Here is a 22869-nt window from a genome sequence, read left to right on the forward strand (position 1 = left end):
GGTCCAGCGGGTCGGTATTGTCTCCGTCCTCGGAGCCGTCTTCGATGCCGTCTCCATCCGTATCCACATTGTAGGGGTCGGTGCCCATTTCGTGCTCCAGGCTGTTGATCAGCCCGTCGCCGTCACAGTCGCCAGCGGCCCAGATCGCGTTGTCCGCATCGTAGCCCGTATAGCCAAGGTCTTGCGCGGGGTCGCAGGGGTTCAGCGGGTCCGTCTGCCCTTCGTCCTCAAGCGCATCATCAATGCCATCGCCATCGCGATCTATATTCAATGTCACGGCATTAGAAAAGATTGGGCAAGAAAAATCATCGCTTGTAACACGAAGGCGATAGCTGGCCCTCAATAGAATACCTGGAGGGATGGTATCGAATGACAGGGTGTCCAACTGACTTCCAGTAAAGCCATTAAAAAGAGTATCGTTTACTACATCTTTCCAAACATTTCCATCGTCAGTACTATATTCCCATTGATAAATAGGAGTACCTGACCCAGGGCTAACAGTAGCCCCAATCTTATAATCACTTGAGTTGGTAAAGTCAAGATCTACAGGTTGGGAGTCAAAAGACGATGCTGTTCCTGCGGAAACAACATTTGTGTCCAATTCCGGATAAAGCGCTCCAAGTACCATACCCGATGTATTGACTTGCAGAGCCGAATCCACACCATAGTAACCATCATTGTCCAGATCAAAAGTGAAGGACCCATAGCCCTCTACTACATCAGGGCAACCATCCGCATCGCTGTCATTATCCATATCGTTAGACAAGCCATCATCATCCAGGTCTATCTCCCAAAAAATGATAATCAACCCATTACCTCCAATTCTGGTCGCTGTTGTTGCCCCTACACCAACATCTTGTATATAAAATGGATCGTTGATATTTGGCGGGAATCGATTGCCGTCCGGAGTAGCTTCAATAGAACCAAACTTTGCCATTGGGGACACAAAACCAGCACCTCCTCTGCCTGAGGCTAAGTCTGGGTTACAAGAAAAGTTAGGACCTACATTATATCGGGTTCTTGAGCCACCATAATAGCCTCCCCCGCCTGCACTATAATAATTCCTGCAAGGGATATCCTGGTCATTTGACCCCTTCATTGAGCCTGAAATACCTCCGGAGCGTAATCCATTGCCATTAGTACCACTAGCCCATTCATTGGGGAACCCACTCCAGTCTCCGCCGCCGCCGCCGCCAGCGACTACTAAAGCCCTGTTTTGATCCGTAGACAAAACAGCCGCATTTCCTGTAAATACCCCTGATAAACCACCTCCTCCATCGTGGTTCCCTGAACCTCCAAAGCCATAAGCACCATCCTGCGAACCAGGGTGATCAAAGAAATCATACAAACGGTTGCCACCTTCACCAACCATGATAGACAGCTGCTGACCAGGTACAACAACATCGCTCCCAAACTCCGCATAAGTATAACCACCTGCACCTGCCGTCTGAGGCCCCCCGACTTCATTAGCACCACCAGCCCCCCATACCTTGACTCGCATTCCAACTGCCCCATCAGGTATAGTAACTACACTATCTCTTCCAGTAAAGGTGAAGATTTCTCCGACTTCAACCAAGTTTGATAAGCCATCGTTATCTCGGTCTCCATCTTTAAAATCAATAACTCCATCACCATCTTGATCTGCATCAGAAATGGTTATATCAAAGAAATTATCTGTCCCGATAACTTCGGGAGCTGTACTCACCACTCTTATTCTGTACTTTGTCCCCGGTGTGGCATCAATGGGAATAATACCTTCTACTACCCCGATCAAATCACTGGTAACTACAGAACCTATTGTTATGGGAGTTGAAAAACTACCTGATGAATCACTAATCTGTGCCTCAATAGAATTTGTAGCAGAATAGGCAATATCAAGTGAAGAAGAGTAGGGTATGAGAACCGTATCGCCGGGAGCATAATGCCCTGCCGAAATGATACCTGTCCGAAGGGCAGTAACGGTATCAACTAGACTGTTCTGACCAGGTCCCGCGATTGTGTCATTTAGTGCCCTTCCCCGCCAATAGTAATTTGCGCCACGGTTCAATCCTGCCACATCAAATGATGTAACATTGCCAACATCCCTACCTTCAAATCCTGATACAAATGTTGAAAAGCTAATTACATCTGAAACATCAAGAAGATACCTATCTACTTCCAGCCCATTAGGCGGAGTCCAGTTAGCTGTAAAGTTAGAGGCTCCAATATTAGTAGTGCTGAGGTTAAAAGGTCTTTCCAAAGCATAACTGCGTACCCAATTACTAGTTGTGCCTGAAAAAGAAAAATCTTTCAATACTCCATGCCGACCATTCCCACTATAGTCCTTGACCCCTTCACCTTTATCTCTGGAGAATCGATAATAAAGCTCAAGGTCTTGAACCGGAAGGTTAAGTTCTGTACTACTATTAGCAATCAACTCATCTTGAGATAATGGCCTGCTCCAAACTCTAAATTCATCTAAAATAATATCAGGAGAGTCTCCCCCCCCTTTAGAGCCTCCTATCAAATTAGAGGTTCTGATGACAGATTTGAAATCCCCTGTAACGGATGAGGAGCCAACTTCTTTTCCATCTATGTACATATAAGCCATACTACCATCAACTACTACCGCAAAATGAGTCCATTTTTTCAGCGGCAGCTTCTCATTACTAATTAACCTAAGTATTCGGTCAGTCCTATCGTACAAATAAAAAATGGGCCAGCCTTGAAACGAGCTACTACCTCCATCATTCAAAAATATAGAGGCACTTTCATTGTATGCAGCTGAGCCAAACTCCATTAATGGGTTCAAATTGGAAAATGAATCCAGGTACACCATTGCCTCTATAGTCAGGCTGTTCCCATCAAAATAAACCCCATCGCCTACAACAATGTTGTTGTACGGCTTAGTAGAAGAGCTCTCAAAATCCAGAGCGAACCCCGGGCTTGACATATTTTCTTCTGTAAAAGTAATTTGTGTTTGGGTAAATGCGCCTTGACCGGCAACAGATGACTTATCAGCCCTAACCCTCCAAAAATAGGACGTATTAGGATCAAGACCTGTAATAACGGCCATTGTATCAAGCCCTACGCTCAAACTCTCATAACCGGGAACAAAGGTCCCTGACCTAAAATCATAGGACGTTGAAACATCAATGATGTATTGCTCTGCTATCCCGTTATCAATTGGTGACCATTCAGCAGTAAACTCATTGTCCATTATACTAGTAGCAGCTGTATTCTTTGGAATGGCCATTGCATAGCTTTCTACCCAGTTGCTAGTGGTACCTGTCAATGCAAAACGGTCTACAGTACCATCACGACCATTGCCACTCAGATCAGGAATCAGCGTGCCATTGTCTTGATTAAACTGGTAGTAAAGAACCAAATCAGTCAACCCACTTGTATCCAACTCACTATACATGTAGCTCCGAATCTCTTCTTCTGTCCGGCTATCTGACCAAATCCTAAATTCATCGAAAACTACAGGGGCTTCGCAATAACCACCACTACAAGCCCCGATATAATTTAAATCCCGCATTGCAGCCGGCACACTGCCCGTAAAACGTCTTAAAGCCGACAACTCCCCATTCAAATAAAGAGAAGCGACAGTATCTGCTACCACAAAAGCTACATGCACCCAGTGATCTTCTTCCCATGCATCTTCTGCCCCAAATTCAATAATTTTAGCCCCTCCATTGAATACCTCAACATATACCCTACGGGTATCGCCCTGAGAGGTGTAGATAACCACTCTATTACCAACCCCGGACTCTTCGAAATCCAATATCCTTGACCACCCTCTAAGCCCATGCGGGTTCATCCAGGTCTCTATTGTAAAAGTATTATCATCGAAATAGACACCTGCCGGTACAATTACACGGTCGTCTGAACCATCAAAATGCAGTGCATTACCTGGACCATCATCCGGTTCAGGCATACTAATTTGCCCAAACAAATTATTGCCAGCTGTAGTGCCTAGCAATAAAAGCAGAGCTAATAAAGTTACTTCTTTCAAAAACAAGGTCGCTTTCCCAAGTGGTGAGATCAACCGCTTACCCCCACCGCTCGGGTGCCAAATAATTCGCCTTAGCCAGGCGTTCTTTTTACTTTGGTCAAGTTTGTGCATGAGATGATTGTTTGGTTTAGCATTCAGAAAAATCTTGGGATTCTGATTCGAAAACGAATATTCAATTTACCCTCACCTCTTTCTGATTCACCAACTAATACATTTCCACTACAACAACAAAAAAAGACCATATCAAAAGCACTACATTACCCACAAACCATTAATAATCAACACCTAGCATCTTCAAGTGTGTTCGCGTAACATTTAGTCTCAGCAAGCCTCTCGATATACCATGGGGGGTGCTAAAAGTGTGCATACCAGGCTGAGCATAGAGGAGTACTTTATCCAATCTCTTGCCGCACAACTATAAACTAATGGCTGGCAGCATGAAATGCTGTAAAAAAGCATGTATTCATTGCAGGTCAAAATCACTTCAAAAGCCCTCCCAACAGGTGGCTTGCATGATGTAGAGCATCATCATCAGAAAACAAGCCCAGACCAAAGCTTTCATAACTAAAACTAAGATCTTCTACCGTAGCATCAGTTTTACATTCGCAGATGAGTATAAGGACCGTCACCTGATTCAGAACTTTTATAGTCTTAGCAATGCTTACACCAACATTACTTACCGCTATGCCCAACTCCTCTTTCATCTCACGCTTTAAACAGCGCTCTATCGTCTCTCTCTTCTTTAGCTTCCCACCGGGCAGGTCCCATTGCCCTCTTTCGTTCTTTAACAAAACAATTTTGCCATCTATACGGCATATCCCTTTGACAGAAACCGGATACCTTGGGGCGAACCAATCTGTAGGGACTACTTGGCCTATTGTCTTCATATAAATTGGAGCTAATAGCTGTAGCATATCACTTTGATTTTGGGTAAAGAAATGAAAAATTAATCTGCCGGCAAGGTAGTCAACAATCAAGACATCCTATACAATGCCCTATAATACAAATCCACTACACAGCCAACTCTAACGACACTACATCTCCACTGATTTACGAGCAAACAACTAACTATCAAACTATTACACCCCAAGCATCTATAAAAAATCTTATGAGACAAGTATACTTGATTAACTACATATATACTTGGTTATATCATCCTTTATTAGATAGCGCGAACCTGTTGCTCTTCGCCGCAATACAACAACATAGGGTAAACTCAGGGAATCTACAATCAACACACTTGCCAAGTATAGATGAAAGCCTACCGAGCTGCCTGTTCTGAAACGGCAGAATGGAGAGGAGCAACTCATGAAATCACCGAAATCAGGGCTACGAGACCTTACTCAGCTTAAACTATAGAAGTATACCACCACAAAATCAAATCTATACAGCCCTTTAGGGGCTGTGCTTACGCACTTTCCTCCACTAACAACATCAGGTACTCAGACAGATCGACATCTGTATTCGTCAACCCAAGCTTACGCCTTAGCCGGGTCCTGGCCACTTCCACTGCTTTTGTGCTTTGCCCGGTTAGAGCAGATATTTCCTTAGTAGCCATATTCATTCGCAGGAATACACACAACCTACGCTCATTGGAGGTCAGCCCAAGACCTGCAAGGGCTTCAAAAAAGTCGCTATTTGAGTGCTTATAAAGTAACTCAAACTCCTCCCAAAGGGAATGATCCTGAATATTACGTAAGCTATTAGAGATAGCCTGAAGTGAGTTTCGGCTACTTACAGTTGGCACCTGTCGGTAAACCTCCATCAGTTTTTGAAGCGTCTCATTTACCATCTCGTTAGCGGACATCCTTTCCAGAAGGTTTAGAGCCAGTTTCTGTTTTGTGTCCTCTACCTCGGTAGCAAGTCGTTCCCGCTCTGTTTCCAACTGCCTCTTTACTAACTCCGATTCTAAATATTCTAGCTGTGCGAGTCTTTGCTTTCGGACAATAGCGATATAAAGGCTTAGAAGTATGAGCCCACCTAAAAAAGCCAGGCCCAAAACAATAAGATAGCTGACTCGACTTCGGTCCATCTGCGAGGTTACCTCCTCTTCCCACTTTTTATACTTCTCCTCCAGCTCCATTTTTGACAGTGCCAAAGCTGCTTCCCCTCGACGCATTTTCTCCTTTGCATGCTGAACCAGTTGCAGATACTCATATGCATCCTCTTGCCTGTTCATTCTACAGGCGAGATCAGATAGGGCTAAAGCAATTTTGTCTACGGAGGTCCACACCTCTGCTGACTGTGCCTCTGCCAGAGCCCCTTCATAAAACAGGTAAGCGGAGTCTAACTCATTTACCCTTTCCAGTAATTTCCCTTTATAAAATAAAGCAACGCTATGCAACACCCAATCTTCTTCTTCTTGGGTAGCTGACAATACCTCTCTAAGCAGGCTATCAGCACCCAACGTTTTGCCCATACTCGACCACACATCGACCAAGCTTATTTTAGTAGCTGCCCTAACCCGATCGTACCCTTTTTTTTGGGAGAGGGCTGTCAAGCTTCGATCGAGATAGAAAATAGCTTGCTCGTAAGCTTCTTCTTCCACATACATCTGCCCCATATTACTGTAAATCGCGGCGAGTTCTTTTGCATATAAGACCGAATATTCTTCAGTCTCAGCTGCTTCCCGAAATGCATCAATGGCACGCTTGTAGTAAACTAAGGCAGAATCTGGCTGAAATCCACTATAACGATATACCGCAGCCAAGTCATTATACACCCTGCCCAGCATTTCCTTATCTCCTCCTTCATTTGATAATAGGTTTTTACACCCAATCAGAGACTCCGCAGCGCCACCCAAGTTTCCTACATAATAGCTGGCCATCCCTTTCTTCATCAAAGCTAACGACAACAATTGGTTGTCACTAGCCCGGCGGGCAAGAACCTCCGCTTTAACCGAATATTCCAACGCAAGCATCGGCGAGGATTGCATATTACTATCTGCAGCTGCCAATAGCAGTTGTGCTTCTTCCACAACATTAAACCGCCCACCTTTTCTTCCATCCATCTGATCGTTGCCCCGTGCTTGACAAGCGCAAAACAGCAGAACAAACAGCACCTTTAGTCTAAAGTAATACCGTAAAATTGATACAAGTAACTTTATTCCCATAAGCGAACAACTTCTTTTTCAAGAGTTGTCCATAGCGTTTTGAATCGCTAATATACAGAAAATGCCAAAATTCCATTTCCATAATAACAGATTGCATATGGTGATCGAAAGGTTGATCATGCGGAAAGGACCTTCACCAAGTATTCATGATCTCACCTAGCTTTCTTACGTTTAGCGTTCAATCTTATTGTGACCGTTTTCTTTTGACATAGTTCATTGAGTACGAAATGGGCGAAACTAACAGGCTTACCCAAGGCATTACCAATTTTTACCCACTGGCAGAACACTCCCCGAAAGCTTTCGTATCGATCAATAAAACACTAAATTCCTGGTTTTGGATCATACTACTAGATATAGGCTGTTCCCTTTACCGCTCAATGCCTGAAGCAGAAAGTAGCCGATAAAAGTGTGCCCGCTATCCATTAGCTTTGAGTTACCAGACAAAAAGCACAAGATGCGAGCACGACTCAAAGCTAAGGTACTTCGTTGGAAAACTACAGCATTAAAGGGCACTAAATCCCGCAGCTTACTAAAAGCGCAGCTTCGGCGCAGCCAGCACCGGGCAGCGGCCCTGGAAAAGAAAGTCGCCGAGCTCGAAGCCCGAGCTGCTCCCTTGCGTGTCCCCGGGCATACTTATCCGGCGCAGCTCATCGCTCTGGCCGTCTTCATCGTTGTGCATGCTAATGGTTCTCTGCGCTGTGCAGCTAAAACGGTCGGCTTCGTGGCGCGGCTGCTAGGCTGGGGCTTCGGCACTCCAAGCCATACCAGCGTCCGCCGCTGGGTGATGCGCTGCGGGCACTTCCAGCTTCAGCAAGCCGCCCGGCTTAGCGGTGACTATGTGGCCTTGCTCGATGAAAGCATACAGATCGGGCGTGAAAAATTGCTGCTCCTGCCAGGTGTCAAAATCGAAGCTGGACAGAGCCACTGCCAGCCTTTGCGCGCCGAGGATGTCACCGTCTTAGGGCTGGAAGTGCAGCCGTCATGGACAGGCCAAGCCGTAGCCGCCTTCCTGTCCCGCAGCCTCAGCCGCCTGCCCCGCCTTAACGTTGCCTATTTTATCACTGACGGCGGGACGAACCTTGCCAAAGCCTTGTCTCTAAGTGGCTACAATGCTGTTTCTGACTGCACGCATATGCTAATGAACGCCGTCAAAAAGCTGCTTGGCAAAGATACTGTGCTAAGCCAGCTGCACGCTGATGTGCTGGCTATCCCCTTGTACTCGGTGGACATCACTCCGCTTTTCGTCAGGCAGGCCTTGTTAGAAACTCCGTACAGCGTCGTTCACGAATGGGAGCAGCTGCGAACGTGCGAAAACCGATACGCACAGCTCAGGCGTATGGAACAGGAGCTAAAATCCGATGTGCCCTAATCCTTACAGGGGGAACAGCCTATCTTTAAATCATACCTGGAGATGGCGAAGTTTGTTTCCTATCCTCAAAGGGGTATGGTGCAAATGACAGAAAAAGGGGCCAAAGCTTTAGAAAGGGGCGAATTACCATTGGAGGAGCTTCATAATGATCCGGATTTTATCAAACACCGTGAATCCGTTAAAAGCAAGAAAGAGAATGAGGTCGAACTCGATAAGGTAAACGTTGAGAATGCCTCACCGCAAGATTTGATTGATTCAGGGTTCTCGGACATAGAGATCGAAGTTAAAACAGCCTTAGCTTCAACAAATCTACAGCCCGGCCACTTACCGATAAAGGAATCGAGGGGAAATAATGGATGCAAAACGAGTGACTATTGGAGCAGTGCAGGTACTACCAGTTTTTGATTTCCTGGTAATACCTGCATTTTTAGCACCTCTGAAACCTTACCTGCTAATCACCAACCGCTTTGCATCTGGCTGCCCATCAATTTTTAACCAGTAAATGCCTGCGGGCAGCCCGTCCACATCCAGTTGATGCTGCGTATCTCCATGAGGCAGTGCCCATGCCCTTGCCAGGCGCCCCAGCCCGTCTATCAGGCGGGCCTGCGCCGGTGCTTCCAGCGGGGCGCCCAGCGATAAAGTGGCCGACCGGGAGGCCGGATTGGGCCAAAGCGCCAGCTGCCCGGTGCCAGAATTGCCTGTAAGCTCCATGGCCGGGCTGCCCCCAAATTCGGTGCTATTGGAAGCGCCTATGGTGCTCACCGGGCCAATAACGGCGGTAGCCGCTCCGCCCGGGTCGTTACTGAAGGCGCCAAAGCCTACTTCCACACACTCCTCCAGGTGGTCTTGTATCTGTGTGATCAACTGCCAGCCGCTCCCGCCGGGGATGCGGTAGAAAGCCTGCAGCAGCCCGTTGTGCCGCCGCATGCCCAGCGTTACCGGGGTTGCTGCTGGCTCAAAGGGTGTAACGCTCTTACTGCCGTTGGGCTGCAGGCGGCTCTCCCAGCGCAGCACAGGCGTCAGGTTGGTAAACAGCCCCGCCATTGGCGACCCGGCCGCACTGCTGTTGCGCATGAATATACCTGCATACGTATCCGGGCCTACCGACTGTACCTCAGCGCGGATGCCGGACCCTTCGCACAGCTCCTGCACCACGCCCGCCAGCTGGTCCGTATTCCCGGAAATAGGGTTGTAGCCAGTGGTATTAAGGGTAAAATGCCCTTTGGACGGATCGTTTGTTGCACAAGGGCTATAAGCATAGGCGCTGCTGCCCGGCACCATGCCGATATCGGCTGTGCCCCAGGGCGGCGGGATGACCCCACCGATGAGCACTTCCACCTGCGCCGTGCAGCTGCTGCTGTTGCCATGTATGTCAGAAGCCGTCAGCTCTACGCTCTGTATGCCCAGGCCGCTGCAGTCAAAAGCCGTTTGGCTGATCATCAGCGTGCTGTAGTCCAGCCCGCAGTTGTCGCTGCTGTTGGCAAAGTCCAGCACCTCGTCGGCCAGCAGCTCTCCGGTGCCATCGTAGCTCAGGGCCACTTCTACATCAAGGCAGGCCAGCTGCGGCGCTTCCTCGTCCTTTACAATAAAGGTGTAGGTGAAATCCTCCGCGTTGCCATAATCATCGGTGGCAACGACTTCCAGCTCATAGGTGCCCTGAGGCACGGTGAGGTAGAGGGCATACTGCCCGGTGGCCGCATCAATCAGCACCGTTTCCAGCTGCCCGGCCGAGGGGCCCTCTAGGTTGTCTAACGTAGCAGTTACCGTTACACCAGAGCAGTCCTCAATGGAAAAAGCCTGCCAAATAGCCGAATAGCCGCAATCGCCGGGATCAGTGCCCACTTCCAGCACGCCTTTGCTCGTGAGCGTGTCTCCATTGCTGTCCAGCACGTGCAGGGGCGGCGCTTCGTAATCCGGGAAGCAGGGGTCGAAGGGCGCCGGGTCCAGCGTATTGCATAGCCCGTCCTGATCGCTGTCGATATCGTAGCACAGCTGCGTGGACACCGTGTCCTGCAGCGCCTCCGGATAGTCGCAGTCCGCTGCCAGGAAGGTGTAAGGGTGCGCCCCCCGGAAGGCCGTGTCCTGTGGCGTGATGCCCAGCTGCCCGGCTTCGTCCAGCTCAAAGAAGAAGGGGGAGAAATCGAGCACCAGCGGCTCGTCCGGGCTGCCCAGCTGCCCGTTGCCGCCAAAACTGAGCGTAACGGGCAAGGTAAAGAGGGCTTCGTGGGCTGCGCTGTAGTAGCGCACCTCCATTTCCCCTTCCGGCATGGCATGGTACACGGTGGCAAAGTAGTACGCCTGCCCGTTGACCAGCTCCGGGGCAGCTGTGCCGCTCAGCTGGCCGTTGATGAAGAAAGCCAGGCGGTCGGCTTCATCGCCCAACGGCAGCCAAGGCGTATACTGTGCCCGGGCAGAGAGGTTCATGCTGAACGGCTGTTGCAAAAGAGGAGTGCTCCAGCTGGCGGGCAACTGTGGCTGGCTGCCTGCCGTAGCCAGTACAGGCGTCAGGCTGTAGTCCAGGCAGGGGCCGCCATAGCCCGCCTCGAAGCCGGGCAGGCTCAGCAGCTCAAAGCCGGCCTGCGGCTCCGCGCTCTGTGTTGGGATATCCTCCCACTGCGGCCCGGCGTAGGCTTCCTCAACGGTGACGCTGAGTTCTGCGGTGGCAAAGTAAGCGTTGGGCGTCTGCTCGGTGGCGCGCACCGTGACTGTGGTGGAACCAAACCAGGCGGGGTCTGTTGGGATCAGCGTCAGCTCTGCCCCATTAAAAAAGGTCAGGACGTGCGGGTTGAAATCCGCCGACCAGGTAATGCCGTCGTTGTCCTGCCGCTCCAGAAAAGGCTGCAGGCCCAGGGGCGCGAAGGGCACGCCCTGCAAGGTCTGTTGTGCCGGCAATGCCTGAAGCCCGATGGGCGCATCACCGTCTGTGAAGACTTCAATTTCGTAGGGCGCATCAAAACTGCCGCTCACGCCCTGATGGACGAAAGCGTAGGGCTGCTGCGCGATGTAAACCCCATCGGTAGCCGCATGGTAGACCCGCACCTGTAGCTCCTCCCCTATAGCAGTATTGGAGAAAACCGTAGACAGGTGGAAGACCTGATTTCCTATGCTTACCGGCGTGCTCACGCCCCGCAGCTCCCCGTTGGAGAAGAAAGCAATGAGGTCATTGGCATTCGCCGTCAGCGCTCCATCGATGACCAGGGCTGCATTGATGCTTGCCGAGTAGCCGTACACCCCGGGCTCCGGTGCTGTCCAGTCGGGCGGGCCCGCGGATGCCCTGAAGGCAACAGCCATCAATAGGATAAAATATATATATCGCATTGGATGATGCTTTTGAGCTGCTGCCCGCGCAAGGTAACCCCGCGACAGGCAGCAGGCTTATTTAAGGTCGTAGATTCAATTTCGCAGACTGTACCTGGCCATTACTGTGCAGGGTAACGAAGTACAGCCCGGCAGCCAGGTTATTAGGCCGCCATTCCAACAAGTTGCCTCCGGCAGCAGCTTCTGTCTCGATACGTGCCACTTCCCGGCCGGTCGCATCTGTGACGACTACTATAATATCGGCAGCGGCAGGTGCCTCAAAGCTCAGGTACACCCGCTCTGTGGCCGGGTTGGGGAAGAGCTCGAAGCGGGGCGCTGACCCGGACAGGGACTCTGTTGCGGTCACGCTCTGCAGCGTCAGCGGCTCCGGCAGGTTGACCGTGCCCAGGATGTCGTTTGCAATGAAAACAAAGGACTCTTCCACGGCCTTGATTTCACCGTCTGTACCGTCGTAGTACTTGAAGGTGACCGTGCCCCCCTCGGCGTTGCCGTAGACGGTCATAAAGAGCAGGTAAGCATCCACCGCCTCAACGTAGATCGGCTGCGCGCTGCCGCGTACCTCACCGTTGATGAAGGCACCGACCTCGTCCCCTTCGTGCAGCAGGTTGCCCGTTTCGGCATCCGTGACTAAAGCAATCAGGTTCATACTGTGCTCATACTGATGCGGGTCTACCTCCCACTGTCCAGTGCTGCGACCTTCGATGCCCTCATTGCTGCGGAAGGCTTCCTCATTAGGACCGTTGAAGCTCTCCGGGTAGGTGAGCGTGCCCGCCTCGCTCAGGTTGATCAGATAGCCGTTCGGGGAGCTCAGGAAGTCCAGATTGCCCACCCAGCCTATGCCGGCAACGTACTGGGCAAAGCCAGCCTGGCTCTTGATGATATCGCCATTGAGCGGGCTGAGCGATGCCAGGGCCTGATTGACCGGCATGCCCGCCTGCGGCAGGTAGCCGATCCAGTTCCAGCCCGCGGACAAGCTCATGGGCGTAGCCGGGTCTATCGGGTTGCCCAGGATCTCCAAACTGTCGAAAGCGGTGCCGTTGTACTGGTACATCGTCAGGTGGGACAGGGCCGTAAGCGATCCGGCCCAGACACTGCCGCCGTTGAAGTACTGGCTGAAGCTTGTCTGCCCCTTAATGGTGGCATCTTCCGGGCGCGTCAGGCTCGAAAGAGCCGCATTGATGCTGGGGTCTGGCAGCTCCAGATTGTAAGAGATCCAGTTCCAGCCCGGGAAGATCGGGATCTTGCGCAGCAGCAGGTTGTTCGTATGGATGACCTGCGGCACGATGGGCGAACCGATGAGATCGTCGGCTACAAAGTCAAAGCTTTCGTTTGTAGTGCCGTAGAGCAGACATTCCATAGCGTCCCAAATCTGGAAGGTGACCGTCTCCCCGACCAGGTTGTTGCTGTAAACCGTCAGAAAAGCAAGGTGTTCTTCTACTTCCGGCACGTACTCCACGGCTGCCACGCCGCGCAGCTCGCCACCGACAAAAGCGCCTATGAGGTCGAGTTTATCAGTCGAGATTTCCCCTTCAATATCGAGTTGAAGTGTCATCGTCATGGAATAAGCCCATTCCATAGGGTTGACTTCCCATGCAGGCTGCGGGCATACAACCTGAACATTGATATCCAGGGGTTCATCCCCTTCGGCAGTCATCATAGGCAGGATTTGCTCGTAGCTGCCGGGGACTAAGTCTGAGGAGAAAGTAAAAGTGACCGTCTCGAAGGAGCCCGGAGCTACTGTGCCGGAAAGAGGGCTGGCTTCCACCCATGCTGGCAGGTCAGTAAGTGTGAAATTAGCAGCGGCTCCCCCCTGATTGCGGATGTTGCGGGTGATCTCCAGTACATCGCCTTCCGGAATGACCTCCTTAATTTGATTGACCTCCCAGTACAAAGTGGAGCGGTTGACAAAAAACTCCCAGCTGACAGGGTCTTCCAGCATATTGCCAACCTGGTCTTCCACATCTTCCACAACTACGCGCAGAATCTGGTTTTCAATAAATTGGTTGGGCACATTGGGGACCACAATGATTTTATCTTCGCTACAGCTGATCACCGCATCGATAAGCTCGCCGGTTGCGGTATTGTACAAGCCGATGTTGTTGTTGTTGAAAACATCTGCCTGTATGAGCAGGTCGCAGCGAATAGGCTCATTGAAGGTGATACTGATCTCGTCTCCCGGCGAAAGGACGCCGTCGGCAGGCTGAGGCAAGCCGAAGAGGCGGGGAGGGGTACGTTCTATTTTGCCTTTTATGATGTCAGAAAGCCCTGGGTTTTGTGCTCCAAAGCATTGCGACACTGAACGAATTTCGTAAAGCCCGTCCTGTAGCCCTTGCGTATTCCAGGGGACGATAGTGAATACACCTCCCAATTCATTCTTTTGCAATTCGGCGATGTTGATCCACGCTCCATCGCCCTGAGAGCGGCGGTACTGCACGCGGATGAGTTCCAGATCGGGATCGTCAGTGTCATAGTCATTCACAGTAATATTGAGTATATTACCATTACTGGGGGTGACGACCCATCCGGGAAGCGGAAATCCGAGTCCTACCATGCTACAGGGCTCCAAGAACTCTACGTCAAATTCCTCAGTCTCGCTAAAGTTCCCGTCGCAGGCAGATCTAAAAACTACCGATAAGTCCTGGTAAGAGAAGGCATTGGGCCCGCGCTCTACAGTCATTGTAACATCACGGCTCTCGAAAGGTGCAAGGGTAACATCAATACTGGACTCTCCGTTGAACCGGATGACGGCCCCGTCCGGGTTGCTGGTCTGATCAGTGGAGAGGTTGTACGTACGTGTCTCTTCCGTTGGGCTGTTATTGCCCAGGCTCAGTGTAAATACCGCCGGCTCGTTCATGGGCACATTCACCGCTACGTTCTGGTTTACCGACAGATCTACACCATCGCGTGGCTGAGTATTGGGCTCCCAGGGGCAGGAAGACTGACCGCTGACTACGTCAAATACAGGGGTGCCGTAAGCTGGATCTGTTTTGATATTGACTGTATAGTTATCAAGTGGATCGTTATCAGAGAGTACAAAGCCTGTCTTCCGCTGTGTAGAGGTCGTGTTAGTGGCCGTGGTAGAGGTTTCTGTAGACCAGGACATCGCAAGCCCTGTTGTCAAACCAAGACCATTAACATTGACGCCAAATGCTGTTGAGAATCCGGTGCTAAAACTCTGAGTCCACGAATGGGTAATAGCTTTGGTTACTTGAGTGGTTTGTGATTCGTTATAAGTCACTCCGGCATCAAAAGAGATGTTTCGGTCGAATATGGCTTCCTCCTTAAGTTGAGTATTCAGGTCTATGATCTCCTGCCATCGTTCGGCGCTAGTTGTATCGCCAATAGTAAGGAGACTAGGTATGACCACGTTTGAAATTTGATTTTCAGAGTAAACAAACGTAGTGGCAAAACCATCGGGGAATATATAAAGCCCTTTATCCAGAAGGTAGCTGCAGGATGTAGTGTCATAGATAAGTTCATCGGTGATACCATAGATAAAGTTCATAGCACCACCCACATATAAGTCTCCGCCCATATCGCTGCCTACAAAAGCTTCACTGCTGCTAGTGGCAAATTTTTTTGTTACCGTTAGGCAGGTTTCCATTGCATTGGAAGTGTAGGAGGTGGTACTTGCATCTAACTGGAACCCTAAATCTGCGGTGACATCCACCTTCAGTACAGTGGAGAAGAACGGGCTTCCCTGGTTTGTCATGATATCAGGGCCTAGGTGCAATTTAAGATCAAAGTCTGTATTCATCGCACTGCTTGCCTTAAATTTCCAGTTTTGGCAGGTTTTTTCACCGACTTCCAAAAAAGAATGGCTGCCATCGCCCGGCGGGTCTCTCAAAATGATGGTCGGTAGTTCAGGCGCGGTGGAAGTGAATGTTGTTTCCCGTGGCCGCCGGCCAAGTACAACCGCACTTTGGGTTTTGGTATCCTGTTCGTCGTGTGCCTCGGCAGTTACCTGAAGGGTTTTGAGAAAGGGCGGCACGATATTAGGTGCATCAGCCTGAAACTGATGCACAAGGCTCCCTTCCGTCATTAGAGTGTCGAACTGGGTAAGGTTGGCAATTCCGTTGTTGATGGTAATCAGGGCGGTATCGAGATAGCATACGCCCCCATCATAGGCCTCAAACACCCTGATCGTAGTTTCAGCGGTTTGCAGCTGATTGAGCATGGGGTCGCCGCAGGAGTTGGTGTCCAGTTGTGTCATTTCTACCTGAGGGGGCGCCAGATAGATGAAATCAACGGTATCGCTTTTCATACGCAAATCAAGTGTGCGCCCGCCCTGATTCTGAAAGTAATCATAGATAACCGGATTGGAATGCTCAATCACAGCTATGGTGAGGGAGTCCGGGGGTACATTGGAGAAGGTGAATTTTCCATTCGGGTTTTCCAGGCGCTGGGTCGCTTCGTAGCAGCCGTCGAGGGAAGACAGTTTAACGCGCACGATGCTGCCATCGGGAATGATAGACCGGCGGCATTTGCCTCCTGCTAATTGCCCTGTGACCGTTCGCTTGGTCTGATCCTGGAAAAGTATACCGGATACCGGCACATTCAGGTTTTCCAGTTCCCAGAAGGCTGGGAAAAAGGTGTGGTCTTCAAATACAGGAGTAAGCACCACATCCGCACCGGGCTCGAAGTCTGCCACGAATTTGCCATTTTCATCGGTCCGAATTTTGGGTACATTCGACTGTCCGTTAACGAGGATCTCAATGCCTTCAGGAAAACAGGTGGTACCCTCATGGCGGACAAAGCCACTTACAGGGATGGTACTTTGGTCTATGAAGTCTATCCCATCTGCGCTGGTATTGCTGGGGTCGAGGGTGACGAGACGGCTGGCAGGAGTAAATTCATGCGCAATAGTCTCCATAATGGAAGAAACGGTAGACCAGGTAGCACCAAAAATGGTGCCTTCCCCTGTGAATGCGGGCCCGGTGTCTTCCAGCTGTAAACCTTCGCCTTCGTTAAGGCTAAAATTGGACTTCAGGAAGAGGTTATTCACATCTGTGCCGATATTGGCATACTCTTGTATTTGCGGAAGCGTAAGGGTGGAGTCGAAGAAAACTACCTCGTCGATCAGGCCGGTAAAAAAACTTCGGTGGCTACTGGCCCCATCGGCTTTGGCGCCGATCTTCCAGGGAAGCCCTGCCCAATCGGTGGCCACGCCGCTGAAACTGTGGGTACCCATTAGGTTGCCGTTTTTGTAGACTTCGGTGGTCAGGGTGCTGCCGTCTTGTATGAGGTTGACGGCGATGTGATGGAAGCCCATTTCCAGCGGGCCGAAAGCGTGGGAAGTTTCGTTGAGCACAAGCTCAAGCTGCCCTGCATTGAGACAGAGGGCAAACAGGTTGTTGCCGCCTGCATCTGCTTTGCTGAGTACCGACTGATTACCGCTGAAGTCAAAAGCCTTAACCGTTGTGGTAATGGCAGAGGTGTCTTTGATATCAAAATCTGTCAGGTCAGCATAACTGCCATTGACGCCATTGAATTCGAGGGACTGATTCAGATAGAAGCTTTTGGAAGGACGGGCCGTAAACGTTTGCCCGCTGCCGTAGTTGATCCCGGCAATTTCGTAAAAACCACTCTCATCTGTGATCCCGGAATTGACCACTTCCGGGCGGTCATCCGACCATTCGGCACCGCAAAAGTAAAAGCGGGCTTTCAGTGCGCTCTGATCAAATGCTTTGGCCCCAACGCCCTCATCAAATTTCCAGTAGCCGGTTAACCCTGGCGCATTGCCTTGCACCGTGCGGTTCATGAACATTTGGATCTCCGTTTGAGCCAGTTGCCGGTCGAAGAAGCGCACCTCGTCAATACGCCCGTTAAAAAAACCAGTATCATCGGCCTTTTTACCCAGGAACAGCGGGATGCTATCCGCCTGTACAGTACCTACCGCCGTTTCGATCAGTTCTCCATCCACATAAAGCAGCAGAGATGCGCCATTGTAGCTTGCTGCCACGTAGTGCCATTCGTCCTCGTTTTCGCTCAGGAAGGCGTAGTCCAGCTCGGTGACATCACCGGCATCCCGGCCGATGCCGAAGCGGATACCTTTACCGGAAGAGGCAGGAAGGGTGTGCAGCCACCAGTTTTTGCCGATGGTGCTGCCGAAGTCTATGATGCCTGCATTATCGTTGCCGTCCCCCAGCTTCACCCATGCAGATACCGTGAATTCGTGACGGGGGAAAGCCGGGTTGTATTCGGCGAAAGCCATATCGTCTGCCCCGTTGAAGGCAATTGAATGTCCAAGGGTAGGCGTGAGGGTGACTATAGCTCCCGGTACCGCGTTGCCGCTGAAGGTTTCCACCTTGCCCGTTACCACGCCATTGGGATTGAGAAAGCCGAGAGAAGAACCGCGTTTCCCCTCTCCAAACGTATTGACTCCACTAACCTCATAGGTATAAAATTTTCCAGCGAGGACGTTGAAGTCCAGAAAGGAGAAGGTTTCTCCATCTACTGTAGCCAACAGGGAGCCATTGCGGTAGATTTTGTAGCTGGATGGGGCAGGGCTCAATGGGTCAGGTGCCCAATCAATTTGTACCCGGTCTTCGAGGTCGCCCTCACTGGCCATGACGGCAGGCGCAGCGGGAGGCATTAGGAAACGAGACCAAAAGCCATAGGAGCCTTTGTTTAATTGCCCGAAGTAATTGTCCACCACGGGCTGCCCGACAGTTATATCAGCCCGGCTGGTTGTACTGAAAGCATTGCTGGCGCTGCCGTAGGTAAAAAAGGCGCGCCCGATAAGGAAGTCGTCATCGCTGAACGTCTCGCAGTTGGGGCTGTTCTGCCCGTATGCGTGGGCAAGCCCGATGACAGACAACAAGCTCACCCATAAGAGTTGTTGTAGTATATTTTTCATAAAGGTATGTTTTTTCTAGTGAAAGACATTCAGGGTTTCCTCTAGTGGTCTGTCAAGGCTAAAACTAGGGGTTGCCTGCGGCGACTTTTGAGGCTACTCTTCGTTGGATAACCCCTTACGTAGCGCTGCTATGCGCGGGAACATCCGCCTTGATTAGCCTCAAAATTCGCTCCCACTCAACCCATAAATTAACACTTGACAGACCACTAGGTGTATATGACAAATTGCACAAAACAGGAAGGCGACCCTCTGTACTTAAGCGCTACTATGGCTGCTGGGGTAGAGCTTCCCGCTCTGCTCCAGCTTATTCAAAAGGCAAACAGCAAATGCTGCCAATCTCTTCAAAAAGTGCCATTTGTTATACACACGTCCTCTAGCGGGGACCAACGGCTATGAAAAAGAAAGGTGCTTGCCCCCCCCATCCTACATTAGGTTGCCAATTTTGCACTCTAAATGAATTCGGTGTCATAAAATCCACTGCTGGTAAATTCAAAGGAGCTGCTCCTGATACTGTAACAACAGGTCTACTGCTAAAAGCAGAATTAAACGTAATTGTATATACACCGGTATTGCTATTCAAGTTAACGGTAAAACCAGAACCTATCTCGATAGTACCATTTGCATTAACACTACCTCTTATAATTCGCAGTTTTTCATCACCTACCGTAACAGGCTTACCGTTATTGGCCCTAATATCGCCACCAGCGTTGATGGATCCATCGGCGTTGATGGATCCACCGGCGTTGATGGATCCGGTGGTGTTGATGTTGGTGAAGTTTACATTATTGCCGGTCACCGTACCGGTGATACCGAGGTTGCCTTGCAACTTGGTATTGCCGACCACATGCAGGGCTTGCTGGCTTTCGGGCTGGGTGGTGCCCACGCCCACCGGACCTGTAGAGGGGAAAGTGTTGTCCTGCCCAACCACGGATAAAGCGTAGGGGGAAGAAGTGAGCTGTGCCCGGGGCATGAGTTCTGGCCCACCTGGCAAGGTAATGCCCAGATGGTAAGTGGTATTGAAGGGGATGTCCAAAGGGGTGCTTTCGCCCAAGAGCACACTGTACACGCCGCCGACAACATTAACCGTCTCGGTTGTCTCCCAAATGGCGGTGCCGCCGGCATCCGTTTCATAGAGTTTGAAGGTGATGTCGTACTCCCCGTTGTCGACTGCAGTGCCGTCAAAATTTTGTACAGTGCCTTGCACGCTGAGTGCAATTTGTGCTTGAACGGTAGCACTTCCTGCGAAAAGTAAACAGAGAATGAAGTATAGGTTTTTCATAAGATTAGATGATTGTTTGGTTTAGCATTCAGAAAAATCTTGGAATCTTGATTCGAAAGCTAATATTTAACTTGCCCGCTCTTTTTCCTTAACTGTTAACCAACACAAATCCACTACAACCCAAAAAAAAACCATATCAAAAGCACTACATCAGCCAAAAACCACTGACAATCATTGCTTAGCGCCGTTAAAGGCGTAATCGCAATATTTAGCTTCAGCGAGCCTCTGTATATACCATGAGTTGTGTTACAAACTGTGCATACCGGTCTGGGCACAAAAAAGCACTTTATTCAGTCCCTTGTCGCACAACCACAAAGTAATGGCTGGAAACATGAAATGCTGTAAATAAGAATATACCCATTGCAGGTTAAAATCACTTCAAAAGCCCTTCCAGCAGGTGGCTCGTGTGATGCAGAGCTGGCGAAAAAGCCCATTCAGGGACCTACAAAATTTACTGTAATAAATCTACTGTAGGTTTAAACCAAAAGATTTTAGAGACAGCAGCTTCACAGCTATTTCACAGGCTTTTTTAAAAATCTTCCAAAATACTGTTTATCAGTCTATTAAACACAGGCCCCAAGTCCTAGTGGTCTGTCAAGTGAAAAATCCAGGGAAAAGCAGTCAGGTTAAGTCTTGGCTGCTTTTTTTGCTAATCTGCGTTCCTTCTTTATTTAGCTAAATCCTCAATACCAGTCAGGATTTTCAAAAATAGCTTCAACATCGTTCTTAAAAGCCCTATAGTCGAAAGGAGCTATGAACTCCTGCTTGTGTTCAGCAATAGTATCAATCCCCTCAAGCAAAGCCTTTTCCATTAGTTTGATGACGGCTTTTTCATCACCGTCTACGACATCCTGATAGGGTAATCTGATGCCGATGTCGATACTGGCTTTTTCTGGATAGTAGTCACTTCCCACCCAATTAGAAAAATTCGGGCTGAGTTCTTCCATGATAACGAAAGTGAAGTAGAACTTGGCGATGCCCTCACCGTATTTGCTCAGATCAATTTCCCGACGCAAAGCTTCTAAAAACAGTCCGGGGTCTGCTTTAGGGTACAGCTCGTGCCAAATACGACCGGAGATGAACAGGGTTTGTTCATCACTCTTGAGCTGCAATTCTTCAGCCGTAGGTCTTTGTTCTTTATCAGCTATCATATTTATTTCCCGGTGGTCGTGCTAAAATAACTTGGCGTTCTATGGCTTCCGGCAGAAGCGGGTAGTTGTAAATTAGTGTTTTCTCTCGTTTTAGGCACTCGCTATATGTACCTTCGAACATCGGAAGAAACAACAAATTATCAGCTCCGTAGTTTCCTCCGGGGTATCGTTCGGCTTCTCCTTTGCGAGTCACCCCGTACTTCCACACATTCCCCTTGTATAAATATATGGTCTTAATTCCAAAAGGACAAGAAAGGCAGGGGTAATACCCGTCGATTGTGGCCACCAGCGCGTATTGGATGGCATTGTCAATCTCCTCTAGTTCCCGATCTCGTTTGGCTTCCCTTTCTGGCGATAAGACAATTTCACCATCAGGTGTCTCAATTAGACCAGGGGCTATCTTTTTGCTACTATTCCAGATGATGTATCCTGAAGCTAAAACGGCACCCAACAATAACAGCAAAAGCCACTTGCTGCCATTGGGTGAACTTCCGTTTTCGTTATCTGAAAACACCTGAACATCACTTCTCGAAGAAGTTACTCTTTTTGATGAAGGGGGCGGAGCAAACATGATTTATTCGACTGGTCAACAGCACATAAAGCTAGTACAAATTGCCGGAAAGAGACAAAAACAACCTTAGAACTCCAGTAGACTTGAATGCCATCTCATCAAGCGCTATAAGCTAAAGATAAAACCAACTGAAATGCTAAACCCGCATCTGATCAATTGCTGATATTTAAAGTTCCAGTTTAAATGGAGGTGCATTCAGACCTTGGGTGTTTTGGTAAATGTCTGATAGCTGAATTTCGCAATTAATAGAATTCAATATAATTGACTTATCTAACCCAATCGTAGTGGCCATTTTCCAGTAGCTCGAATCCTCTTTAAATAAAACATCAATTACCGGCTTGTTTTGATCAATCAAGACATACTCTTTAAAGGAAGGTAAAGAGCAATATTTATGAAACTTATCTCCTCTGTCATAACTTCCCGTTGATTTAGAGAGTACTTCCACTATCAAAACAGGATTAATTACAGCATTTTTATCGTTTTCATAGGTCTCAATTTTACCACAAATGATCATGCCATCAGGATAAACAAAGGAATCTGCTTTTTCAATCCAAATCCTCACATCGCCATTAACTGCAATGCAATTTGATCCCTTTTTCTTTAAACTGTTGTTTAGCTCGGTATTTATATTGTTGTCAATTACCCCATGATTCAAAGTGCCTCCACTCATTGCCATTATCCGGCCCGCCTCATATTCATTTTTCACTTCAGAATTTTCCTCAAATTCTAAGTATTCCGCAATTGAATATAAATTTATTTGCTTCTCCGCCATCTGATTTACTCCGGTCTGCCAGATCTAAAGGTAAGCATTTTCTCCTTCATCTTCAATTGGATTCTTTCTTGCTACCTTTACAGTACACGCCTTTAAAATATTGATAATCAGGAGCAACCTCTGCCGATCAGGACTGGCTGAAGGAGGTGGAAACGGCAGCCAAAGCAGCGCTTGAAAATGGAATCAAGCTCAATACCCTCCTGCTGGCGGAGCAGGTCTTCCTCAGCGAAAGGCAATTCGCCCGCAGGCTCAAAAAACTTACCGGCCTGACACCCAATAACTACATTCAGGAAGCCCGGCTTCAGCTTGCCCGGCAACTCCTGGAACGGCAGGTCTACGCTACCGTAAATGAAGTAGCATCGGCGGCTGGCTACAGCTCGGGCAGCTAATTGACTAAGGTGTACCATCAGCGCTTTGGGAAGAAGCCGGGGGATTATTTTC

12 protein-coding genes are annotated in these 22869 nt (G+C 49.4%); 2 read left to right on the forward strand and 10 right to left on the reverse strand.

The features are described from left to right. From IX84_RS02550 to IX84_RS02560, 3 genes are all read right to left on the reverse strand, one after another. Window positions 1-4108, reverse strand: a 4108-nt coding sequence (locus tag IX84_RS02550) for a LamG-like jellyroll fold domain-containing protein (RefSeq protein WP_044216322.1), incomplete at its 3' end; no start/stop codon positions are given. Window positions 4109-4476: 368 nt separating this feature from the next. Further along, a complete protein-coding gene (locus tag IX84_RS02555; RefSeq protein WP_052515704.1) occupies window positions 4477-4911 on the reverse strand; it encodes an NUDIX domain-containing protein in 435 nt (144 codons plus the stop codon). Between the two features lie 494 nt (window positions 4912-5405). Continuing rightward, window positions 5406-7109: a tetratricopeptide repeat protein gene (locus IX84_RS02560; protein WP_044216324.1), complete on the reverse strand. Its 1704-nt coding sequence runs from the start codon at window positions 7107-7109 to the stop codon at window positions 5406-5408. 454 nt (window positions 7110-7563) lie between these two features. Between IX84_RS02560 and IX84_RS02565 the strand changes: the two genes are divergently transcribed. Both IX84_RS02565 and IX84_RS02570 read left to right on the forward strand, forming a co-directional pair. Continuing rightward, window positions 7564-8478 (forward strand): hypothetical protein, encoded by a 915-nt coding sequence (locus IX84_RS02565; protein WP_044216326.1) that lies wholly within the window; start codon window positions 7564-7566, stop codon window positions 8476-8478. Between the two features lie 42 nt (window positions 8479-8520). Further along, the gene (locus IX84_RS02570; RefSeq protein WP_044216328.1) at window positions 8521-8883 is read left to right on the forward strand and encodes a hypothetical protein; all 363 of its coding nucleotides are present in this window, start codon (window positions 8521-8523) and stop codon (window positions 8881-8883) included. Between the two features lie 39 nt (window positions 8884-8922). Here the strand turns inward: IX84_RS02570 and IX84_RS02575 are convergent, their stop codons facing one another. The 7 genes from IX84_RS02575 to IX84_RS34775 form a co-directional block, all read right to left on the reverse strand. Continuing rightward, entirely contained in the window at window positions 8923-11796 is a 2874-nt protein-coding gene (locus IX84_RS02575; RefSeq protein ID WP_044216330.1) for a T9SS type A sorting domain-containing protein, read from the reverse strand. A gap of 61 nt (window positions 11797-11857) precedes the next feature. After that, on the reverse strand, window positions 11858-18655 hold the full coding sequence (locus IX84_RS02580) for a LamG-like jellyroll fold domain-containing protein (RefSeq protein WP_044216332.1): 6798 nt from the start codon (window positions 18653-18655) through the stop codon (window positions 11858-11860). Window positions 18656-19028: 373 nt separating this feature from the next. Continuing rightward, on the reverse strand, window positions 19029-19934 hold the full coding sequence (locus IX84_RS02585) for a hypothetical protein (protein ID WP_044216334.1): 906 nt from the start codon (window positions 19932-19934) through the stop codon (window positions 19029-19031). 683 nt (window positions 19935-20617) lie between these two features. Further along, a complete protein-coding gene (locus tag IX84_RS02590; protein ID WP_044216335.1) occupies window positions 20618-21085 on the reverse strand; it encodes a hypothetical protein in 468 nt (155 codons plus the stop codon). Beyond that, complete coding sequence (locus IX84_RS02595; protein ID WP_152604888.1) at window positions 21075-21656, reverse strand: hypothetical protein; 582 nt, start codon at window positions 21654-21656, stop codon at window positions 21075-21077. Before IX84_RS02595 ends, IX84_RS02590 begins: the two co-directional genes overlap by 11 nt. A 166-nt stretch (window positions 21657-21822) precedes the next feature. Continuing rightward, window positions 21823-22428 carry a Uma2 family endonuclease gene (locus IX84_RS02600; protein ID WP_044216337.1) on the reverse strand — a complete coding sequence of 202 codons (606 nt, stop codon included), beginning with the start codon at window positions 22426-22428 and terminating at the stop codon, window positions 21823-21825. A gap of 107 nt (window positions 22429-22535) precedes the next feature. Then, window positions 22536-22835, reverse strand: a complete 300-nt coding sequence (locus IX84_RS34775) for a hypothetical protein (protein WP_238578220.1) — start codon at window positions 22833-22835, stop codon at window positions 22536-22538. Between the last annotated feature and the right edge of the window lie 34 nt (window positions 22836-22869).

It is taken from the genome of Phaeodactylibacter xiamenensis (assembly GCF_000759025.1).
GTDB classification, from domain to species: Bacteria; Bacteroidota; Bacteroidia; order Chitinophagales; family Saprospiraceae; genus Phaeodactylibacter; species Phaeodactylibacter xiamenensis.

Excerpts from the sequence above, each read along its gene's own strand:
- IX84_RS02555 (WP_052515704.1), bottom strand. The coding sequence starts at position 4,911 with ATGCTACAGCTATTAGCTCCAATTTATATGAAGACAATAGGCCAAGTA.
- IX84_RS02560 (WP_044216324.1), bottom strand. The coding sequence starts at position 7,109 with ATGGGAATAAAGTTACTTGTATCAATTTTACGGTATTACTTTAGACTA.
- IX84_RS02565 (WP_044216326.1), top strand. The coding sequence starts at position 7,564 with ATGCGAGCACGACTCAAAGCTAAGGTACTTCGTTGGAAAACTACAGCA.
- IX84_RS02570 (WP_044216328.1), top strand. The coding sequence starts at position 8,521 with ATGGCGAAGTTTGTTTCCTATCCTCAAAGGGGTATGGTGCAAATGACA.
- IX84_RS02575 (WP_044216330.1), bottom strand. The coding sequence starts at position 11,796 with ATGCGATATATATATTTTATCCTATTGATGGCTGTTGCCTTCAGGGCA.
- IX84_RS02580 (WP_044216332.1), bottom strand. The coding sequence starts at position 18,655 with ATGAAAAATATACTACAACAACTCTTATGGGTGAGCTTGTTGTCTGTC.
- IX84_RS02585 (WP_044216334.1), bottom strand. The coding sequence starts at position 19,934 with ATGAAAAACCTATACTTCATTCTCTGTTTACTTTTCGCAGGAAGTGCT.
- IX84_RS02590 (WP_044216335.1), bottom strand. The coding sequence starts at position 21,085 with ATGATAGCTGATAAAGAACAAAGACCTACGGCTGAAGAATTGCAGCTC.
- IX84_RS02595 (WP_152604888.1), bottom strand. The coding sequence starts at position 21,656 with ATGTTTGCTCCGCCCCCTTCATCAAAAAGAGTAACTTCTTCGAGAAGT.
- IX84_RS02600 (WP_044216337.1), bottom strand. The coding sequence starts at position 22,428 with ATGGCGGAGAAGCAAATAAATTTATATTCAATTGCGGAATACTTAGAA.
- IX84_RS34775 (WP_238578220.1), bottom strand. The coding sequence starts at position 22,835 with ATGGTACACCTTAGTCAATTAGCTGCCCGAGCTGTAGCCAGCCGCCGA.